At 66.6% G+C, this 20644-nt stretch carries 18 protein-coding genes; 6 read left to right on the forward strand and 12 right to left on the reverse strand.

Annotated features, from left to right (window positions below):
• Nucleotides 1–136: 136 nt before the first annotated feature.
• From N5J73_RS20720 to aspS, 8 genes are all read right to left on the reverse strand, one after another.
• Nucleotides 137–2056, reverse strand: a complete 1920-nt coding sequence (locus N5J73_RS20720; protein ID WP_049444532.1) for a potassium transporter Kup — start codon at nucleotides 2054–2056, stop codon at nucleotides 137–139.
• 49 nt (nucleotides 2057–2105) lie between these two features.
• Nucleotides 2106–2699: a Holliday junction branch migration protein RuvA gene (ruvA, locus tag N5J73_RS20725; RefSeq protein ID WP_005410756.1), complete on the reverse strand. Its 594-nt coding sequence runs from the start codon at nucleotides 2697–2699 to the stop codon at nucleotides 2106–2108.
• 13 nt (nucleotides 2700–2712) lie between these two features.
• Nucleotides 2713–3234 carry a crossover junction endodeoxyribonuclease RuvC gene (gene ruvC / locus N5J73_RS20730; protein ID WP_049444534.1) on the reverse strand — a complete coding sequence of 174 codons (522 nt, stop codon included), beginning with the start codon at nucleotides 3232–3234 and terminating at the stop codon, nucleotides 2713–2715.
• Between the two features lie 105 nt (nucleotides 3235–3339).
• A complete protein-coding gene (locus N5J73_RS20735; protein WP_032128531.1) occupies nucleotides 3340–4071 on the reverse strand; it encodes a YebC/PmpR family DNA-binding transcriptional regulator in 732 nt (243 codons plus the stop codon).
• A 176-nt stretch (nucleotides 4072–4247) separates the two neighbouring features.
• Nucleotides 4248–4880: an alpha/beta fold hydrolase gene (locus tag N5J73_RS20740; RefSeq protein ID WP_049444536.1), complete on the reverse strand. Its 633-nt coding sequence runs from the start codon at nucleotides 4878–4880 to the stop codon at nucleotides 4248–4250.
• A 75-nt stretch (nucleotides 4881–4955) separates the two neighbouring features.
• Nucleotides 4956–5477, reverse strand: coding sequence for a GNAT family N-acetyltransferase (locus tag N5J73_RS20745; protein WP_049444539.1), 522 nt, complete (start codon nucleotides 5475–5477; stop codon nucleotides 4956–4958).
• Between the two features lie 31 nt (nucleotides 5478–5508).
• The gene (locus N5J73_RS20750; RefSeq protein ID WP_049444541.1) at nucleotides 5509–5829 is read right to left on the reverse strand and encodes a hypothetical protein; all 321 of its coding nucleotides are present in this window, start codon (nucleotides 5827–5829) and stop codon (nucleotides 5509–5511) included.
• Between the two features lie 16 nt (nucleotides 5830–5845).
• Nucleotides 5846–7597: an aspartate--tRNA ligase gene (gene aspS, locus N5J73_RS20755; protein ID WP_279941339.1), complete on the reverse strand. Its 1752-nt coding sequence runs from the start codon at nucleotides 7595–7597 to the stop codon at nucleotides 5846–5848.
• A gap of 159 nt (nucleotides 7598–7756) precedes the next feature.
• Here aspS and N5J73_RS20760 point away from each other — a divergent pair, with 159 nt between their 5' ends.
• Nucleotides 7757–8506: a DUF3011 domain-containing protein gene (locus N5J73_RS20760; RefSeq protein WP_049444544.1), complete on the forward strand. Its 750-nt coding sequence runs from the start codon at nucleotides 7757–7759 to the stop codon at nucleotides 8504–8506.
• A 49-nt stretch (nucleotides 8507–8555) separates the two neighbouring features.
• Here the strand turns inward: N5J73_RS20760 and N5J73_RS20765 are convergent, their stop codons facing one another.
• The 3 genes from N5J73_RS20765 to blaL2 all read right to left on the reverse strand — a co-directional run bounded on the left by N5J73_RS20765 (nucleotide 8556) and on the right by blaL2 (nucleotide 11463).
• A complete protein-coding gene (locus N5J73_RS20765) occupies nucleotides 8556–9197 on the reverse strand; it encodes a hypothetical protein (protein ID WP_049444546.1) in 642 nt (213 codons plus the stop codon).
• A 53-nt stretch (nucleotides 9198–9250) separates the two neighbouring features.
• On the reverse strand, nucleotides 9251–10465 hold the full coding sequence (locus N5J73_RS20770; RefSeq protein ID WP_049444548.1) for a cation:proton antiporter: 1215 nt from the start codon (nucleotides 10463–10465) through the stop codon (nucleotides 9251–9253).
• 86 nt (nucleotides 10466–10551) lie between these two features.
• Entirely contained in the window at nucleotides 10552–11463 is a 912-nt protein-coding gene (gene blaL2, locus N5J73_RS20775) for a L2 family extended-spectrum class A beta-lactamase (protein ID WP_049444550.1), read from the reverse strand.
• A 174-nt stretch (nucleotides 11464–11637) separates the two neighbouring features.
• Here blaL2 and ampR point away from each other — a divergent pair, with 174 nt between their 5' ends.
• Entirely contained in the window at nucleotides 11638–12504 is an 867-nt protein-coding gene (gene ampR / locus N5J73_RS20780; RefSeq protein WP_049444552.1) for a LysR family transcriptional regulator AmpR, read from the forward strand.
• 77 nt (nucleotides 12505–12581) lie between these two features.
• On the opposite strand, the gene N5J73_RS20785 is transcribed toward ampR, so the two are convergent.
• Nucleotides 12582–14447: an ABC-F family ATP-binding cassette domain-containing protein gene (locus tag N5J73_RS20785; RefSeq protein WP_049445854.1), complete on the reverse strand. Its 1866-nt coding sequence runs from the start codon at nucleotides 14445–14447 to the stop codon at nucleotides 12582–12584.
• Between the two features lie 336 nt (nucleotides 14448–14783).
• Here N5J73_RS20785 and N5J73_RS20790 point away from each other — a divergent pair, with 336 nt between their 5' ends.
• The 4 genes from N5J73_RS20790 (at nucleotide 14784) to ybaL (ending at nucleotide 20549) form a co-directional block, all read left to right on the forward strand.
• A complete protein-coding gene (locus N5J73_RS20790; RefSeq protein ID WP_049445852.1) occupies nucleotides 14784–17171 on the forward strand; it encodes a TonB-dependent receptor in 2388 nt (795 codons plus the stop codon).
• A gap of 286 nt (nucleotides 17172–17457) precedes the next feature.
• The gene (locus N5J73_RS20795; protein WP_049445850.1) at nucleotides 17458–17766 is read left to right on the forward strand and encodes a hypothetical protein; all 309 of its coding nucleotides are present in this window, start codon (nucleotides 17458–17460) and stop codon (nucleotides 17764–17766) included.
• A gap of 9 nt (nucleotides 17767–17775) precedes the next feature.
• On the forward strand, nucleotides 17776–18657 hold the full coding sequence (locus N5J73_RS20800) for an XVIPCD domain-containing protein (RefSeq protein WP_053091905.1): 882 nt from the start codon (nucleotides 17776–17778) through the stop codon (nucleotides 18655–18657).
• A gap of 194 nt (nucleotides 18658–18851) precedes the next feature.
• Nucleotides 18852–20549, forward strand: a complete 1698-nt coding sequence (ybaL, locus tag N5J73_RS20805; protein ID WP_049445848.1) for a YbaL family putative K(+) efflux transporter — start codon at nucleotides 18852–18854, stop codon at nucleotides 20547–20549.
• Nucleotides 20550–20644 lie beyond the last annotated feature (95 nt).

The raw sequence follows: 20644 nt of genomic DNA on the forward strand, positions 1-20644 counted from the left end.
CCGGACCCACCCCGCCTTCGACAGTTTCCTGCGGTCTGTCGGAACGGCGTTCTGCTTTGGTTGGTGCCGACCGTTGGTCGGCACGGTAGATCCACGCCATGCGTGCATGGATCTCTGGATGAATCGACGGTGGAGATTAAATCTCCACCTGCGCGCCCAGCTCCACCAGCCGGTTGCCCGGAATCCGGAAGAAGCCGGTCGCAGGCGCGGCATTCCGGTGCATCAGCGCGAACAGCTTGTCGCGCCAGATCGGCATGCCGCGGTTGGCGGTGGCCACGATGGTTTCGCGGCTGGCGAAGAAGGTGGTGTCCATCGGGTCGAAGTAGATGCCGCCGTGGTCACACGAGCGCATCAGCGCCAGCGGCACGTCCGGGGTTTCCATGAAACCGAAGCGCACGTAGACGCGGTAGAACTCGTCGCCCACCGATTCGATCTTCAGCCGCTGCCCTTCCATCGCATACGGGATCGGCAGGGTTTCCACGTGCAGGAACACGTTGCGCTCGTGCAGCACCTTGTTGTGCTTGAGGTTGTGCATCAGCGCGTGCGGGGCCACGGTCGGGTCGGCGGTGAGGAACACCGCGGTGCCCGGTACGCGTACCGGCGGTGCCAGCATCAGGCCCGGCAGGAAGGTATCCAGGCGGATGCCGTCCTTGCGGATCTCATCGCGCAGCAGCTCGCGGCCACGGCGCCAGGTACGCATCATGGTGAACAGGAAGATGCCCAGCACCACCGGGAACCAGGCGCCCTGCAGCAGCTTGGCGCCGTTGGCGATGACGAAGCCGAGGTCGATGATGAAGAACACCACGCACAGCGGCAACAGCCAGCCACGCGACTTCGGCCACAAGGTGCGCGCCACCACGGCCAGCAGCAGGGTGTCGATCAGCATGGTGGCCGACACCGAGATGCCATAGGCCACGGCCAGGTTGGACGAGCTGCGGAAGGCCAGCACCAGGCCGAACACCATCACCGCGATGCCCCAGTTGATGCCCGGGATGTAGATCTGGCCGATGGTGTCGTGCGAGGTGTGCTTGATGCGCATGCGCGGGATGTAGCCCAGCTGCATGGCCTGGCGCGAGACCGAGAATGCGCCTGTGATGACCGACTGCGAGGCGATCACCGCGGCCATGGTGGCCAGGATGATCATCGGGTACAGCGCCCACGACGGCACCGCCTCGAAGAACGGGTTCTTCAGGGCCTCGGGGTGATTGAGCACCAGCGCGCCCTGCCCAAGGTAGTTCAGTACCAGGCACGGCAGCACGAAGAAGTACCAGGCGTGACGGATCGGGCGCAGGCCGAAGTGGCCCATGTCCGCGTACAGCGCTTCACCGCCGGTCACCGCCAGTACCACCGCGCCGAGGATGAAGATGCCATGCCAGCCATGCTCCATGAAGAAGCGGATGCCCCACCACGGATTGAAGGCCTTCAGCACTTCCGGCGCATCGACGATGTTGTAGACGCCGATCGCCGCCAGCGACAGGAACCAGATCACCATGATCGGGCCGAACGCCTTGCCGATCTTCTCGGTGCCGAAGCGCTGCGCGGCAAACACTGCCAGCAGCACCACCAGCGTGACCGGCACGATGAAGACATGCAGCCCGGGCGCGGCCACCTCCAGGCCTTCAACCGCACTGAGCACGGACATCGCCGGGGTGATCACGCCGTCGCCGAAGAACAGCGAGGCGCCGAAGATGCCCAGGATGCCCACCACATAGGCTGAGCGTGAGCCGTTGCGCAGCGTGCGCTGGGTCAACGCCATCAGCGCCATGATGCCGCCTTCGCCATCGTTGTCGGCGCGCATGATGATCGTGACGTACTTCAGGGTCACCACCAGGTTCAGCGCCCAGAACGCCAGCGACAGCACGCCCAGCACGGTGTCGTGGTCGCTGTTGAGCCCGTAGTGTGGCGAGAACGCCTCCTTCAGGGTGTACAGCGGGCTGGTACCGATATCGCCGAAGACCACGCCGATCGCACCGATGACCAGCGCCAGTCCTCCAGCAGAGGGGGCGTGGCCATGTCCGCCGGGGGCGGCTGCGTGCGGGGTTTGACTGCTGGACATGGGTCTCCTGGCGAAGCTCAGGCGGTTCGTTGAGGGAAAGAGACGCGGCTCAGCGCAGCGCGGACTGCAGCGCCTTGCGGATCACGGTGGCCACTTCGTCACCTTCGTTGAAGGCGTCGCGGGCCATGCGTGCCGCTTCGGCCGGCTTGTAGCCCAGCTGCTGCAGCGCCACGGTGGCGTCGGACAGCGGATCGGCCGGCGCGGGGCCGCTGCCGGTGGGCAGCGCGCCGCCTGCACCGAACTGGGCGGCGCGGTCGCGCAACTCCAGCACCATGCGCTCGGCAGTCTTCTTGCCGATGCCAGGAATGCGGGTCAGCGCGGTGATGTCACCGGCCTGGACCATGCGCGCGAACTCCTCGACGGTGACGCCGGACAGCACGGCCAGCGCGATCTTTGCGCCGATGCCACTGACCTTCTGCACATCGCGGAACAGGCGCCGCTCACCTTCGCGCAGGAAGCCGTACAGCGAAACACTGTCTTCCTTCTGCGAGTAATGGGTATACAGGGTGACCTCGCGGCCGAGCTCGGGCAGGTCGTAGAAGGTGCTCATCGGCGCCTCCAGCTCGTAGCCCACTCCGTTCACGTCCACCACCAGCCACGGCGGCGCCTTGTAGGCGACGATGCCGCGCAGTCGACCGATCATTGCGTGCAGCTCCTCATTTGCGGCCCCAGGCCTGGCGGGCACTGAGCCCCAGGCGGTTGGCCGTCGCCCTTACGTGGGCATGGGTGATTGCCACGGCCAACGCGTCGGCCGCGTCGGCCTGCAGCTTGGTTTTCAGGTTGAGCATGAGCCCGACCATGTGTTGAACCTGTTGCTTTTCGGCGCCACCGCGCCCGACCACCGCCAGCTTGATCTCGCTGGCGGCATATTCGTGCACCGGCAGGTCGCGCAGGACCACGGCCGAGATCGCCGCGCCACGGGCCTGGCCCAGCTTCAACGCCGAATCGGGGTTGCGGGCCATGAACACCTTTTCGATGGCCACTTCACTGGGCTGGTATTCCCGGCACAGATCGGCCAGGCCGAGCACCAGCAGCTTCATGCGCTGCGGGAAGTCGTCGGCGCCCAGCAGCACCAGCGGCTGGTGATGCACGTGGCTGACCTTGCCAGTGGCATCGACATCAATGATGCCGACCCCGGTCCGCTGCGAACCGGGGTCGATGCCGAGGATGCGGGTCATGCTGCACTCCTGGCGGGGCGGAACGGGAAGCGCTGGCAGGCGTATGGGCTCATGACTGTCCGCGGTGACCGTTCAACGGCCCGCGCCCAGGCCGTCGAGGACGGCTCAGGCGTAGGCGTCGGCGCCGAGTTCGGCGTTGGAATACACGTCCTGCACGTCGTCCAGGTCTTCAAGCATGTCCAGCAGCTTCTTGACCTGCAGAGCGACCTCGCCCTCGACCTTGATGTCGTTGTCCGCGCGGAAGGTGATCTCGGCGTGGTCGGCGACATGGCCGGCGGCGGCCATTGCGTCCTTGACCGCGTTGAACGCGTCAGGGCTGGTGACCACGTCGATCGAACCGTCATCCGGATAGACCACGATATCGTCGGCGCCGGCCTCGATGGCCGCTTCGGTGATGGCTTCTTCGTCGGCACCCGGTGCGAAGCTGAGCACGCCCAGGCGCTTGAACATGAAGGCCACCGAGCCTTCGGTACCCATGTTGCCGCCGCACTTGCTGAACGCATGGCGGACATCGGCCACGGTGCGCACGCGGTTGTCGGTCAGGCAATCGACGATCACGGCCACGCCACCCGGGGCGTAGCCCTCGTAGCGGATTTCCTCGTAATCGACGCCTTCCAGTTCACCAGTAGCCTTCTTGATGGCGCGCTCGATCACGTCCTTGGACATGTTCACGGCCAGGCCCTTGTCCACGGCCACGCGCAGGCGCGGGTTGTTGTTGGGGTCGCCTCCACCGCCGCGCGCAGCCACGCCGATCTCGCGGATGATCTTGGTGAAAATCTTGCCGCGCTTCGCGTCGGACGCGTTCTTGCGGGCTTCGATGGAGGGGCCTCTACCCATGGGTGCTACCGTCTGGCTGCTTCAGGATCAAGGCGCGGATTCTACCTGATCGGGGGCGGCAACCGTGTCTAGGCCCGTATTGTTGTAGAGCCGAGCCAATGCTCGGCTAAATGGGTCCGACGGAATGCAGCCGAGCATGGGCTCGGCTCTACAGGGCGGCCCCGCCTGCCCCGCCCTTATGCCGCCGCCGCGTCGCGGCTGTGGTCGAACTGGCCGTGGCGCAGGAAATGCGCGGTCTGCCGCGCGGCATCGGGAGACACCACCAGGCCACTGTGGCTGGTGCGCACCACGCAATGGTCGGCCAGCCCCGGCAGGCGGGTCTCGGCCAGTGCCACGGTGCCGTCGGAGGCATCGTCGATCGCCCCCAGCAGGCTGCCCAGCCCATGCGGTACCGAGCCGGCGATCAGTCCGACTTCGGCCTTGCCCTGCCAGTCCGGCAGGCCATCCAGCAGCAGCTCGCTGCTGCGTCCCAGCGCCAGCCCCCAGCCATGCTCGGACAGCGAGCGCGCAGTACCACTGCCGCGCAGCGGCGAGCCCAGGCAGACCACGCGCTGCACATCCAGCTGCGGCTGGCGGCGCAAGGCCTCCAGCGCGAGCAACCCACCCAGGCTGTGACCGACCAGCGACAACGGCCCGGCATCGGTCAGCCGCTCCAGCAGCTGCGGCACGGCTACGTCGGGGCCACCGAACACCGAGGAGTAACCGAACGCGTGCACCTGAAAACCACGCGCGCGCAGGCGCCAGGCCAGCGGCCCGACCCAGGCGCGGGCATTCCAGATGCCATGCAGCAGCAATACGGGGGGAGTCATGCAAACAGCCTGGCGGTCAGCGGGGCAGGAACGTACGGCAATTGAACACGCGCACGCAGCAAGCGGCGGTGAACGTCAGGCCGCGCGCGGTGCGCGGCGCAGGATGAATTCAAGATCGTGGGTGTCACCGACCGGGAACAGGTACTCGCCCGCCTTTTCGAAACCATAACGGGCGTAGAAACGCTGCGCGCCGAAGTTCTCCGACCACACGCCCAGCCACAGCGTGCGCGGGCCGTCGCGCTCCAACCAGGCCAGCGCGGTTTCCAGCAGCCGGCTGCCCCAGCCGCAGCTCTGCTGCGTCTTGACCAGGTACAGGCGCTTGAGTTCGCCGTCGCCGGGTTTCACGTCCGGGTGCGGCAGGCCACAGGGGCCGGCGGCGGCATGGCCGATCGCCTCCCCGTCCAGCTCCAGCAGCCACACCGCGTAATCGGCGTGGGCCAGGATCACGCGCTGGCGCTCGACCGTGTAGGCCTCCTCGAGGAAGGCCTGCAGGTCCTGCGGCGGATACAGATGGCCGAAGGTTTCGGTGAACGTGCGGGCAGCCAGCGCCGACAGGGTCGGCGCGTCGTCCACGGTGGCGCGGCGGATCGAATACATGCAGGAAGTTGACGTCAGGGCGAAGCGCGGGTCAAGCCTTTTCAGGCGATTCCGCTTCTTCTTCCTCGTCCTCTTCCTCGTATTCCTCTTCGTCCTCGTCCTCTTCTTCCTCGCCTTCTTCGTCCTCGTCGTATTCTTCCTCTTCGTCGTCTTCGTAATCCTCGACGCCGAAGTCTTCACCGTCCCAGCGACCTTCGCCGTCGGCGACGAAGGTCAGGGCCATGGCCGACGGGTTGGTACCGACGCGGACCAGCCAACCACCGAACACGCGTGCACGCTCGGTGACCAGGTTGGCCTCGGAGCCTTCATTGCCCAGCTTTTCCCACTCCAGCGAAAACGCAAACTCGGTCATTGCCTGGATCTCCTGATCAGTTGGTCTTGGGGCGAACCTGGATGTGCACTTCGGCCAGCTGCGCGTCGACGATCGGCGACGGCGCGTCGGTCATCAGATCCTGTGCACCGGTGGTCTTCGGGAACGGGATGACGTCGCGGATCGACTCGGTGCCGGCCATCAGCGCGGCGATGCGGTCGATGCCGAAGGCGATGCCACCGTGCGGCGGCGCGCCGTAGTTCAGCGCGTCGAGCAGGAAGCCGAACTTGGCGCGGGCTTCTTCGGCACCGATGCCCAGCAGCTCGAACACCGCGCTCTGCATGTCCGGACGGTGGATACGGATCGAACCGCCGCCGATCTCATTGCCGTTGAGCACCATGTCGTAGCCGCGCGAAACGGCGGTACGGGCATTGGCGCGCAGGTCGGCGATGTCGTCCACGGCCGGTGCGGTGAAGGGGTGATGCAGGGCGACGTAGCGCTGCTCTTCCTCGTCCCACTCGAACATCGGGAAGTCGGTGACCCACAGTGGCGCCCAGCCGTCGGCGACCAGTCCGAAGTCCTTGCCGGCCTTCAGGCGCAGCGCGCCCATGAAGTCGGAAATCTTGTTGTAGCCACCGGCACCGAAGAACACGATGTCGCCGTTGCCGGCGCCGACGTGGGCCACCAGCGCGGCGAAGGATTCCTCGCTGAAGAACTTCTGGATCGGCGAGCTGACTTCACCGTTGTCGGCAATCTTGATGTAGGCCAGGCCCTTGGCGCCGTACTTGGCGGCATGCGCGGCGTATTCGTCGATCTGCTTGCGCGACAGCGACGCACCGCCCGGAATGCGCAGCGCGGCAACGCGGCCCTCGGCATCATTGGCCGGGCCGGTGAACACGGCAAATTCGCTGTCCTTGACCAGTTCAGCCACGTCCACCAGCTCCAGCGCGATGCGCAGGTCCGGCTTGTCCGAACCGTAGCGACGCATCGCCTCGGCCCAGGTCATGCGCGGGAAGCTGGCATCCAGCTGCACGTCGACCACTTCCTTGAAGATGGCGCGGATCATGTCTTCGACGAAGTCCTGCACGTCGCGCTCGCGGACGAAGGCGAATTCCATGTCCAGCTGGGTGAATTCCAGCTGGCGGTCGGCACGCAGGGCCTCGTCGCGGAAGCAGCGCGCAATCTGGTAGTAACGGTCGAAGCCGGCCACCATCAGGATCTGCTTGAACAGCTGCGGGCTCTGCGGCAGGGCGTAGAACTCGCCCGGGTGCATGCGCGCCGGCACCAGGAAGTCGCGCGCGCCTTCTGGAGTGGCCTTGGTCAGGATCGGGGTCTCGATATCCTGGAAGCCCTTCTCGTCCAGATGGCGGCGCAGGGCCTGCACCAGCTTGATGCGGGTGCGCTGCATGCGCTGCATTTCCGGGCGGCGCAGGTCCAGGTAACGGTACTTCAGGCGGGTTTCTTCGCCCGGGTTCTCGTGGGCGTGGAACGGCAGCGGCGCGGCCTTGTTCAGCACAGTGATGGCGGTGGCGATCACTTCCACCTTGCCGGTACGCATCTTGTCGTTCACCGCGTGGCGGGCGCGCACGACGCCTTCCACCTGCAGCACGTCCTCGTAGCCCAGCGACGCGGCCACGGCGAACACTTCGGCGTTGTCGACTTCCACGGTCACCTGCACGATGCCTTCATGATCTCGAAGATCGATGAAGCAGACGCCGCCCTGGTTACGGGCCACGTCGGTCCAGCCGGCGAGGGTGACAGTCTGGCCAATCAGGGTCTCATCGACCAGGCCGCAGAAGTGGGTACGCATGGGGGGGAAGCTCCGCTGGAGAACGCCGGCACCGGATGGGGACCGGAAAGCCTCGTATTCTGCGGCCGAGGCCCCGGCCGGGGCAAATCCGGCCAGTCACACCGGCTTGATCGCCCCCCTCCCTATAGTCGGGCACCTGCCACCGTATGGGATACCGCCATGAAACCGCTGTCCCTGGCCAGCCTGGCCGTGACCCTCAGTCTGGGTGCCTTAGGCACCCTTACCCTGCCCGCCTCGTCCGCATCTGCGCAGAACGGGGTGATCCGCTGCGAAAGCCAGAGCAACCGCGAACGGGTGTGCAATACCGGCTGGCGCAATGCGCAGCTGGTCCGCCAGTTGTCTGGCAGCCCCTGCGAGGAAGGGCGCTCCTGGGGCAGCCGCAATGGCAGCATCTGGGTCACCAATGGTTGCCGCGCGGAGTTCGTCGAAGACCGTGGTGGCTGGGGCGGCGGCAACGGCGGTGGCGGCGGTTGGGGCGGCAACAACGGCCGCCCCGGCGAGACCATCCGCTGCGAGAGCCAGAACAACCGTGAGCGCAGCTGCCCGGTGGGGTGGCGCAATGCCCGCCTGGTCCGGCAGCTGTCCGGCAGCCCTTGCGATGAGGGCCGTACCTGGGGCGTGCGCAACGGCGCAGTCTGGGTCAGCAATGGCTGCCGCGCGGAATTCGCCGAAGCCCGCGGCTGGGGCGGTGGCGGCGGTGGCTGGGGCGGCGGCAACAGCAATTACTCCGTTACCTGCAGCAGCAACAACAATCGCTCCCAGACCTGCGACTGGGATGAACGCCAGGGCCGGCCGGTGCTTCAGCAGCAGCTCTCCGGCAGTGCCTGCCAGGAAGGCCGCAGCTGGGGTTACTCGCGTGGCCAGGTATGGGTGAGCAACGGCTGTCGCGCGCGCTTCGGCACGCGGTGAGTGCAGCGTCGGGGTCGGAGCCCCCCGCAGGAGGGATCCGACCCCGGGATCACGGCGCCGGTGGTTTGTCATCGCCCCACGGCGGCGGCGGCAGGGCAACCGGCTTGCTGAGGTCGAACTGCACGCGGAAGCGGCGGCCATCCGGACGTGTCAGCTCATAGACGAACGTCTGGTCGGGATCGATCTCCATCGCCCACGTGTTGTGGGTCGAGGCCAGCATGTCGGCACGACGGAACATGGCCACCGAATCGCCATCGGCCGGGAACTGCTGGCGCTCGGCGGTGCCCGGTGGCGTGCTGTCGCCGCCGTACAGCGTGATCGCGTCGAGGCTGCCGTCTTCATGCCGATGGTCGTGCTTCAGGCGCAGACCGGTTTCGGTGCGGGTCAGCACCCAGGTCCGCGAGTGGTCATTGCCGACATGGAACGGGATGCGCAGCTCGTGCGCCGGATCGGCACAGCCACGCACGTGCATGACCAGGCGCTGGCCGGCGAACGGATCCTTGCCGGTCGGTGCCGGCGTGTCCTCCACCACCTTGCCGGCATAGGCCTGGCCGCAGTGCGCGGCGATGGCGGCCATGAAGGCATCGGCCGGTGCGGTTGCCAGATCATGGGCAACCGTGTCGGAGCGCTGCGAACAGGCAGCGAGGCTGAGCAGGAGGGCGGAAGCGGTGACCACGGCAGGCAGTTTCATGCCCCAACCCTAACGGCCCTGGCCGACGGGCGCAAACCGCCCGCAGCAACCGATCAGCGTTCGACGGTGTGCGGTTCCGGCAGCGTCTCGGTGGTCGCCACCGGCGCGGCCGCGCCCTCGCCTGCCGGCTCCTGTTCAACAGGATCGACATCAAACGGCGTACGGAACACCAGCGACGGCAGCAGCGTGGTCAATGCGGCATACAGCAGCAGCGCGCCGAACAGCACCGCCGGAATCTGGAAGCGCTCGCGCATGATCGCGGCCAGCACCAGGGTGAAGATCAGCGTCGGTGCCAGCGCCAACGAGACCCGCAGGCTGCTGCGGAAGCTCTCGCCGAACATCACCCGCCGCTGCAGCCAGACCACGCCGATACGTAACGGCAGCACCACCAGGGTGATCACGATGCCCAGCCCCAGCGCCTCGAAGCTGAGTGCTTCGCTGGGCACCTTGGTACCGGCATTGAAGAAATAGAACGGCACGAAGAACGAGGCGAAAAGGCGCAGCGCGTGCAGGTTCTCATGCGAGGCCAGCAGCGGCATGCGCTGGTGCAGCAGGCGCGCGACCAGGCCGGCGATGAACGCGCCAACCAGGTAGTACACGCCCAGCAGGTACGTGATGTAGGCCGCGACCATGCCCACCATCACCAGCAACGAGAACTCCGAGCCGGGCGCATGCGGTGCCACCCAGCGACCCAGCGCGATGAACAGCAACGGCAGGCCGACCATCATCGCCAGCAGCGCCAGGCTGGACAGCGCCATATGCCCCGGATCGCCGGCCTGCAGCACGATGAACAACGCCGCCAGCGCCAGCAGTTCGCCGGCGATGGCCTTGCTGGTCACCCAGAACCGCTCGTCCTCGCTCAGGCCCAGCCGCGACAGCGAATCCATGATGAAACCGGTGGACGGTGTCAGCAGCGCCAGTGCAAGCAGGCCGGCGGCCTGCCAGGGCAATCCCGCGTAGCGCCAGGCCAGCCAGCCCACACCGAACAGCGTGCCGGTACGGATCACCAGATGCGCCAGCAGCGGCCACATGCCCCGCCGCAGCGCCTGCAAGTCCACTTCCAGGCCGGCGAACAGGAACAGCGAGGAAATGCCCAGCGTGGCCAGCAGGCCGATCACCGCATCGTGGGCCTGGTCGCCCAGCCAGAGCATGCCGATGATGCCGAACAGCAGGCAGGTCAGCGGCGCGGGCAGGCTGAAACGCTGCAGCGCGCGCGGGATCACCAGCAGCGCGAAGATCAGCAGCAGGTAGATCAGTTCATGGCTCATGGGGGACTTCCGTGTGGTTCGAACGCGCGCAGGATGCGCGCGCCGAACCGATCCGGCAAGCCGTTTTTGGATGACTCCCGGTTACCTCATTCGATCAGTCGATCGGCAATGCGCCCGACCTGTGCCAGCACCACGGCTTGTTGTTCGTAGCTGATCGCGCCGGCCTGCAGGTAGGCGGTCAGCACCCACGGCGTGCCGCCGGCCAGCGGCCACAGCACGGCGATGTCGTTGCGCGCGTCCTCACCGTTGCTGCCGGTCTTGTCGCCCACCCGCCAGCGCTTGCCGAGGCCTGCACGCAGGCAGGCATCACCGGTTTCATTGTCGATCAGCCAGTCGGCCAACTGCTGCCGCGAGGCCGGTTGCAGCACCTCGCCCAGCACCACGCGCTGCAGGGTCGCGGCCATCGCCGCCGGCGTGGTGGTATCGCGTGGATCGCCCTCGGCGAAACTGTTCAGTTCCGGCTCCAGGCGGTCACTGCGGCTCACCGCATCACCGCTCGCGCGCAGGAACGCGGTCACTGCGGGCGGGCCACCGACCACGCCGAACAGCAGGTTGGCGGCGGTGTTGTCGCTGGTGATGATCGTGGCACGGCACAGATCGCGCACCGTCATGTCCTTGCCTGCATGGCGGCGGGTGACCGGTGCGTGCGAGAGCAGATCGGCGTCGCGCACCGGCACGCGCGTATCCAGCAACGCCGGCGTGCGCTCGGCCTGGCTGAGCACGGTGGCCGCCAGCATGCTCTTGAAGGTGCTGCACATCGGGAAGCGCTCGTCCTGGCGATGACCGAAACGGCGGCCGCTGGCGGTGTCGAGCAGGGTCACGCCAAGGCGTCCCGCGCAGGCCTTTTCCAGCGCGGCAAAGTCAGTGGCGGCGGTGAGGGTGGCATCGGTGGGTGCGTTGGCGGTGGTCTTGCCCGCAGCACGTGCCAGCAGCGGCAGGGCAAGCGAGGAAGCCACGGCAGCACCACTGAACTGCAGGAATCGGCGACGGGCGAGCATACGGGTTCTCCTGGGGACCGCTCGATTATTGAAGCCGCTATCGGGGGCGACCAGCGCAAAAAATCAACAGGAGGCATGAAGTGAATTAATGCCTGACGCATTCAACCCCTTAATTTTCCGAAATCCATCGTTGAAGCGTTAGGATCAGCCATCACTCCAGCTCACGACTGCGCGATGTTGCACCCTACCCTGCCCCTGAACGCGCTGCGCGCCTTCGAGGCCGCCGCCCGCCACCAGAACTTCACCCGTGCCGCGCTGGAGCTGTGTGTCAGCCAGGCCGCGCTGAGCCATCAGATCCGGGGGCTGGAGGACCGGCTTGGCATCCGCCTGTTCCATCGCCTGCCACGCGGCGTGGCGCTCACCGATGAAGGCGCAGCGCTGTACCCGGTGCTCAACGAAGCGTTCGAGCGCATTTCCGCCAGCATCGCGCGCTATACCGGTGGCCCGGCACGCGAGGTGCTGACGCTGGGCGTGGTCGGCACCTTCGCCACTGGCTGGCTGCTGCCACGGCTGGGCGCGTTCGAAGCCGCGCACCCGGACATCGAGCTGCGCCTGCAGACCCACAACAACCGCATCGACCTGGCCGGCGAAGGGCTGGACCTGGCGATCCGGTTTGGTGATGGCGACTGGCAGGGCCAGGCCTGCACCGCGATCCTCGATGCGCCCTTCGCACCGCTGTGCGCACCGGCCTTGGCGCGGCGGCTGAAGCAGCCGCGCGACCTGGGCACGCTGCCGCTGCTGCGCTCCTACCGCAGCGACGAGTGGCCGCGCTGGCTGCAGGCGGCAGGAGTGAGCGGCGTGGAAGCCCGCGGACCGGTGTTTGATTCGTCGTTGACAGTGGCGATGGCCGCGGTCGGCGGCGCCGGCGTGGCGCTGCTGCCGCTGCGCATGTTCGAGCAGGAACTGGCTGAGGGTCGCCTGCTGCAGCCGTTCAGCACCACGCTGGAGCTGGGGCGCTACTGGCTGACGCGGCTGCGATCGCGTGCCGAGCGCGAGCCGGCCAAGCGGTTCCGCGAATGGCTGCAGGCGCAGGGCACGTAACAAAAAAGGGGACGGAGGGGATTAAGTCGTTTGTGGCACAAACGACTTAATCCCCTCCGTCCCCTTTTTTTGCGTGATCAGGACTCCAGCAGTTCCATCCACGCTGCCTCGGCTTTTTCCAGCTGGGCGGCGGCGGTTTCGCGGTCACGGCCGATCACGGCCATGCGGGTGGCATCGGCGTAGTTGGCCGGGTCGGCCAGCTGGCGATCCAGTTCGGCCAGTGCGCCTTCCAGCTCGGCCACTTTCGCTTCGGCGGCGGCCAGCTTGTGCGGGTTCACCGGCTTCTTCTGCACCACCTGCGCCACCGGGGCGGTCTTGACCACTACCGGCTCTTCCACCTGATCCATGCGCGCCTTGGTGCCCTGCGCCTGCGGGCGGGTGCGCAGCCACGCGGCGTAGGCGTCGAGGTCACCATCGAACGGTTCGACCACGCCATCGGCCACACGCCAGTAGGTGTCGCAGACCAGACCGATCAGGTGGCGGTCATGCGAGACCATCACGATCGCGCCCTCGAAGGTGGCCAGTGCTTCGGCCAGCGCTTCGCGCATTTCCAGGTCAAGGTGGTTGGTCGGTTCGTCCAGCAGCAGCACGTTCGGCTGCTGCCAGGCGATCAGCGCCAGCGCCAGGCGCGCGCGCTCGCCACCGGAGAAACCATCCACCGGCTCGAATGCACGGTCGCCCGGGAAGTTCCACTTGCCGAGGAAATCGCGGAACGACTGGTTCGGTGCGTCCGGGGCGATCTCGCGGAAGTGCTCCATCGGCGACTGGCCTTCGTGCAGCGACTCCACCGTGTGCTGGGCGAAGTAGCCGATCTTCAGGTCCGGATGCGCCATGCGCTCGCCAACGATCGGCGCCAGCTCGCCCACCAGGGTCTTCACCAGGGTGGTCTTACCGGCACCGTTCGGGCCGAGCAGGCCGATCCGCTGGCCCGCTTCCAGGCCGAAGCCGACGTTGTGCAGGATCACCGCGTCCTTGCCGTAGCCGGCCTCGACGTGATTCAGGCGGATCAGCGAGAACGGCAGCTTGGCCGGCGGCGCGAACTCGATGCGGAACTCGCGCTCGGCGCGCACCGCTTCCGTGCCGGCCAGCTTGGCCAGGCGCTTCATGCGGCTCTGCGCCTGCGCGGCCTTGCTGGCCTGCGCCTTGAAGCGGTCGATGAAGCTCTGCAGGTGGGCGCGCTCGGCCTGTTCCTTCTCGTGCGCGATCTGCTGCTGGCGCAGCTGTTCGGCGCGCTGGCGTTCGAAATCGGTGTAGCCGCCCGGGTAGAGCTTGGCGCCGCCACCGTGCAGGTGCAGCGTGTGGGTGGCCACGTTGTCGAGGAACTCGCGGTCATGCGAGATCAGCAGCAGCGTGCCGGGGTACTTCAGCAGCCACTGTTCCAGCCAGTACACCGCGTCCAGGTCCAGGTGGTTGGTCGGTTCATCCAGCAGCAGCAGGTCGCTGGGCATCATCAGCGCGCGTGCCAGGTTCAGGCGCACGCGCCAGCCACCAGAGAACGAGGACACCGCACGGTGATGGGTCTCGGCCGGGAAGCCGAGGCCGTGCAGCAGCTTGCCGGCGCGCGCTTCGGCGTCGTAGGCATTGAGCTCGGCCATTCGGGTGTGCGCCTCGGCCACGGCCTCCCAGTCTTCGCGGGCGGTCGCCTCGGCCTCGGCGGCCAGCACTGCGGCCACCTCGATGTCACCGCCGAGCACGAAGCTCAGCGCCGGGTCGGGCAGCGACGGGGTTTCCTGGGCGACGCTGGCGATGCGCACCTTGCCGGGCAGATCGACATCGCCCTTGTCGGCCTCCAGCTCGCCCTTCACCGCCGCGAACAGGCTGGACTTGCCAGCACCGTTGCGGCCGACCACACCCACCCGGTAACCGGCGTGCAGGGTCAGGTCGACATTGGACAACAGCAGCCGCTCGCCACGGCGCAAGGCGAAATTACGAAGGGAAATCATCGGGGGAGGCGTCCATATAACCAGATGGAATGTGCTGGTGAGCACTGTTCCTGCGACGCAATTCTAGCGTTAACGAATACTTGACGCGTCCCGGGATGCGCGGCGGCCGGCGTTCCTCTCTCCCACGTCCTCGCCGCGCGCGTCCCGGGCTCCCTCCCCCGCCAGTGCCAATTCGGGCTAAATGGTTGCTGCTGCAACGTTTTTCCCGATGACCGGCATTTGACAGGCGCTGAATATCCCGTTAATTCCTGTATTGCGCACCGCAACAACCGCCGTCCGCCTCACCCCCGTGATGTCGATTCCGGTGCCGCCCCCGCCAACCGGAGCCCCATCCCGATGACCCGCAAGACCAGCCTGATCGCCGCCGCCGTCGCTGTCGCACTCGGTGGCTCTCCGTTCGTTGCCGCTGCCCAGCTGGCTGGCACCGCCGCCAACACCCTGGACACGGTGATCGTCACCGGCACCCGCGTGGCCGACCGCACCGTCGCCGAATCGCAGTCGCCGATCGACATCATCACCCCCGAAGCCCTGCAGTCCACCGGCACAAGCGAGCTGGCTACCGCGCTGTCGCGCGCGCTGCCCTCGCTGAACTTCCCGCGCCCGGCCCTGACCGACGGCACCAGCGGCGTGCGCCCGGCGCAGCTGCGCGGCCTGTCGCCGGACCAGGTGCTGGTGCTGGTCAACGGCAAGCGCCGCCATACCTCGGCGATGATCAACGTCAACGGCAGCATCGGCCGTGGCTCATCGGCGGTGGACATCAACGCGATCCCGATCGCCGCCATCGAGCGCGTGGAAGTGCTGCGCGACGGCGCGTCGGCGCAGTACGGCTCGGACGCCATCGCCGGCGTCATCAACATCGTGCTCAAGGGCAGCGGCCGTGGCGGCAGCCTGGCCGTGGACTACGGCCAGTACTCGGCCGGTGACGGCAACAAGTACCAGCTCTCCGGCGATACCGGCGTCGAGTTCGGCAATGGCCGTGGCCGGGTGCATGTGGCCGGCCAGATCAGCCAGCAGGACGAGAGCAACCGCGCCGGCCCGTACCGCGGCACCACGCCGAATACCGGCAACTTTCCGAGCATCGGCCAGAAGACCTTCATCGTCGGCGACCCGCGCGTGGATGCCACCGCCGCCTCGGCCAACGCCAGCTTCGATTTCAGCGACCACGTAACCGGCTACGCCAGCGCGCTGCTCAGCAACCGCGACATCACCTCGTTCGCGTTCTACCGCTCGCGCAACCACAACGGGCAGACCGCGCTGCTGGCGCAGACCTACCCGGACGGCTTCGTGCCGGAGATCAACCAGTACTCCAAGGACCGCTCGCTGGTGGCCGGCGTCAAGGGCAACACCGACAACGGCTGGACCTGGGACCTGAGCCTGAACCACGGCGAGAACACCCTCGACTTCCACACCCGCAACAGCATCAACTACAGCCTCGGCGCCAGCAGCCCGCGCTCGTTCTACGACGGCACGCTGAAGTACCAGCAGGACATCTTCAATGCCGACCTGACCAAGTCGCTGGACTGGGGCCTGGCCTACCCGGTCACGCTGTCCTTCGGCGGTGAGTACCGCAAGGAAAAGTGGGACCAGAACCCGGGCGAACTGAACTCGTACACCGGCAGCGGTGCGCAGGGCTTCGCGGGCTTCACCCCGACCAATGAAGTGCATGCCGACCGCCACAACTACGCCGTCTACGCCGGCCTGGAAGCGGACCTGACCGAGAAGTTCTCGGCCGGCATCACCGGCCGCTACGAGGACTACTCGGACTTCGGCGACCGCTTCTCCGGCAAGCTTTCGGCGCGCTATGCATTCACCGACAAGGTCGCGCTGCGGGCCACCGCCTCCAGCGGCTTCCGCGCGCCCTCGCTGGCGCAGCAGGGCTACCAGGCGGTCACCAGCCAGTTCCTCAATGGCGTATTCGTCGAGCGCGGCACCTTCCCGACCACCAGCCCGGCTGCGCAGGCGCTGGGCGCCTCGCCGCTGAAGGCCGAGACCTCCACCTCCTACAGCCTGGGCCTGGTGCTGCAGCCGGTCGACCGCCTGTACATCACCGTCGACGCGTACCAGATCGACATTGATGACCGCATCGCGCTGTCGTCCAGCATCACCACCAATGCCGCCACCAGCGCGCTGCTGGGCACCCTCGGCCTGCCGCAGGTGACCGCGTTCTCGTACTTCACCAACGGCCTGGATACGCGCACCCGTGGCGTCGACTTCGTGTCCAGCTACACGGTGCCGTTCAGCGCCAGCAGCCTGGAGCTGACCGCTGCGTACAGCTACAACGACACCGAAGTGCGCCGCGTCGGCGGCACCCCGGCGGTGTTCGGCACGCTGGGCCTGACCCAGTCGCTGATCGGCCGCGATGAGATCGGCCGCATCGAGGACAGCTATCCGCGCGACAAGGCGATCCTGAGCGGCACCTGGCGTTCGGACCACTGGGAACTGGGCCTGGCCGCGACCCGCTACGGCAGGTTCACCGTGCGCAACTCGGCCACCGCGCTGCGCGACCAGACCTACGGCGACGCCTGGGTGGTGGATGCCTCGGCCAGCTACAAGCCGAGCAGCAACTGGACCCTGACCGTGGGCGCCGACAACCTGCTGGACAAGTACCCCGACCGCACCGAAGACCTGCAAAACTCGACCTTCGGCATGCTGCCGTACAGCAACTACTCGCCGTTCGGCTTCAACGGCGCGTATGTGTACGGTCGGATCAAGTACACCTGGTAATGGGTAATGGGTAATGGGTGCGCCGGGCCCTGCCCGGCGCTGCTCCACACGCCCGCCGGCGGCCTCGGGGCAGGCGCGGTCCTGACCGTATACCGTTGCCAGCTCCTGCACCCGGTTTCCAGGCTGTGCTCTGTTGCACGCGCCTCATAGGTCGCCCCGTGCATAATCAGCGGACCAACGAAGGAGCCGCTCCGTGACGAGTGCCTGCATCACTCGCCGCCATGTGTACGCTGCGCTCGCGTGGATTGCGCTGGCGGCCCCCCTGTCAGGGTGTTCAGGAGATCACGTGAAACCCAGCTATTCCAAATCGAGCCTTGAGCCGATCGTCGTCACCCAGCTCTCCGCGTCGAAGCTCCAGGTCCAGTTCAATGAACCGATGGAAAGCATGTATTACGCGGCAGGGATGAGCTATGTGGTGGAAGGGGGCACCATGAAAGTCGTTGTTGATCGCTGCCCCATATCCGGCCAATGCACAACCATGCTGCGGCGCGACGTGAAGCCCGGACCTGCTGGCCCGGCCCGTCAGGAAATTCCCTTGATGGCGCCGCGCGTGGTGATGCTGTTCGCCGATGGCGAAACACAGATTTTTCCGTAAGAGCATCCCATGAGCGACAAGGTCGTCCTCGGCATCCACAGTCACGTAGACCCCAATACACAGGGGTCGTTCAATCAGTTCGTGGACGGCCACGCCTGGATCTCGGTGACGCGAAACGGCCATACGACGTTCCATGGCCTGTGGCCAGACAACCATCCACTCGTTGAGGACAATGGCCCAGGTTCGGACATCCGCGAAGGCATGGAAGCCCGGGCCACACCTTCGGCCTCACGCTATTACGAATTGACACCCGAGCAGGTCAAGCGACTTGACCAGGCCTTGGGCGGAAATGTCACCTGGTCATATGGCAATACCTGCGCATCGTGGGCGACCAGTACCTTGAACAAGGTTACTGGGCAGTCCCTGGATGCAGGCGAACTGCTGTTCACCGATACACCGCGGGAGCTGATCGAGTCCATTCGCAAGGCAGAGCGCGTGCGGCCCACCAGTCCTTCGCAGCCGCAACCGGCAACCGAACGGCCGGAAACCAGCATCCCATCGCTGAGCGATGCCTCGGCATCGCTTCACCAGCAGGCACTCGCCGGCGTCCATCCGCTGGACGCATCGCTGGGTCGCGCATCTGATGAATCCAGCCAACGCATGGCGGCCAGCCTCACCCAACTTGCCCGGGCACAAGGTCTGGAACGGATCGACCATGTGGTATTGGGCTTGCCGACTGGTCAGCCCCCACGGCCGGAGAACATCTTCGTCATTCAGGGAGCCTTGGATGACCCGGGCCATCTGCGTGCCCACATCCACATTGAAGCGGCCCTTCAGCCACCCGTTGCGGAGTCGCTGCGGCAGCTTCATCAGTTGGACAAGCAGTTGGCCGCCTCGCCGCAGCAGGCCGAGCCTGTCCTGGAAGAGACCCAGCGCCGGCAGATGGTGTGATCGTCGACGGCTACGCCTGGAGCCCCCCATAGGTAGGCACCATTCGGCCCGTCAGGGCCTGCCATCTCTCAACAAGGCTTGATATCTCGCCCGTACAAGCCGCCCACGCAACGATCCGATACGCTGGCCGGGTTTGCCGTATGTGGCCGCATCGGTGAAAATCGGGGCATCCCCCCGATTTCCTGCGAGTGCCGATGCACCATGACACCGACCTGATCAACATCGTTGCCGTTGGCCTGGGGCTCGCCTTCATCTTCGGCGCGCTGGCCAACAAGCTCCGCTTGTCTCCCCTGGTCGGTTACCTGGTTGCTGGCATCTGCGTAGGTCCGTTCACCCCCGGCTTCGTCGCCGACCAGGCGCTGGCCAACCAGCTGGCCGAGCTGGGCGTGATGCTGCTGATGTTCGGCGTCGGCCTGCACTTTTCGCTGAAGGACCTGATGGCGGTCAAGGCCATCGCCATTCCCGGTGCCATCGGCCAGATCGCGGTTGCGACCCTGCTCGGCTGGGGCGTGGCATCGCTGATGGGCTGGCCGGCCATCCATGGCGTCATCTTCGGTTTCTCGCTGGCTACGGCCAGTACCGTCGTGCTGCTGCGGGCAATGGAAGAACGCCGACTGCTGGAGACGATGCGCGGCAAGATCGCGGTCGGCTGGCTGATCGTGGAAGACCTGGCCTGTGTGCTGGCGCTGGTGATGATGCCGGTGATGGCCGGTGTGTTCGGCCCCGATGCAGCCAAGGAATCGCACACGCTGGGCAGCGTGCTGGCCGACATCGGCTGGACCTTCGTGCAGCTGGGCCTGTTCGTGGCGGTGATGCTGGTGGTCGGGCGCCGGGTCATTCCGTGGATCCTCGAACGCATTGCCGGCACCGGTTCGCGCGAACTGTTCACTCTGTCGGTGCTGGCGATCGCGCTGGGCGTGGCGTTCGGCTCGGCCATGTTGTTCGGCGTCTCGTTCGCGCTGGGCGCGTTCTTCGCCGGCATGCTGCTCAACGAATCGGAGCTGAGCCACAAGGCCGCAACCGATTCGCTGCCGCTGCGCGATGCATTCGCGGTGCTGTTCTTTGTGTCGGTCGGCATGCTGTTCGACCCGAACATCCTCATCCAGCACCCGTGGCAGGTGCTGGCCACGGTGCTGATCATCATGTTTGGCAAGTCGGCCGCGGCGTTCTTCATCGTGCGCGCATTCGGCCACCCGACCAGCACCGCGCTGACCATCTCGGCCAGCCTGGCGCAGATCGGCGAGTTCGCCTTCATCATCGCCGGCCTTGGCGTGGCGCTGCAGATCCTGCCGAAGGAAGGCCAGTCGCTGGTACTGGCCGGCGCGCTGGTGTCGATCATGCTCAACCCGCTGGTATTCGGGCTGCTGGATCGTTGGCAGGCCAAGCAGGAACAGCAGCCGCAGCCGGCCGAGCCGGAAGAGGCGATCGGCCCATCGCGTGATCTGAACGGGCACGCGATCGTGATCGGCTATGGCCGGGTCGGCAGCGAGCTGGCACAGGTGCTGCGTGATCGCGGCGTGCCGGTGCTGGTGATCGATGACAACAAGGAACATGTGGAACAGGCGCACGCCAAGGGCCTGGCGGCGATCCGCGGCAGTGCCGCTGCCGACCGGGTGCTGGCTGAGGCCCACCCGGAGCGGGCGAAGATCGCGGTGCTGGCCATTCCGCAGCCGCTGGAAGCCGGTGAGGCGCTGGCCAAGCTGCGGGCGATCAACCCGGACCTGACCCTGCTGGCGCGCGCGCACAGCGATGCGGAAGTGAAGCATCTGCTGGAGCACGGCGCCGATGGCACGGTGATGGCCGAACGTGAGCTGGCGTATTCGCTGGCGGAGATGGTGATGTCCACGCCGCCGTACCGGAATCTGGGGCAGCACAGCATTCCGGTGGTGTGAGGGGTGTGCGTGCGGCAGGGCTTGCAGCCCTGCACCTGCCGAAACAACGGCAACGGCAAAAGCTGGCATTGCGTGGGATGGCGGGGTGGGTCCGG

This window comes from Stenotrophomonas sp. GD03654 (assembly GCF_029845105.1).
Classification (GTDB): domain Bacteria; phylum Pseudomonadota; class Gammaproteobacteria; order Xanthomonadales; family Xanthomonadaceae; genus Stenotrophomonas; species Stenotrophomonas africana.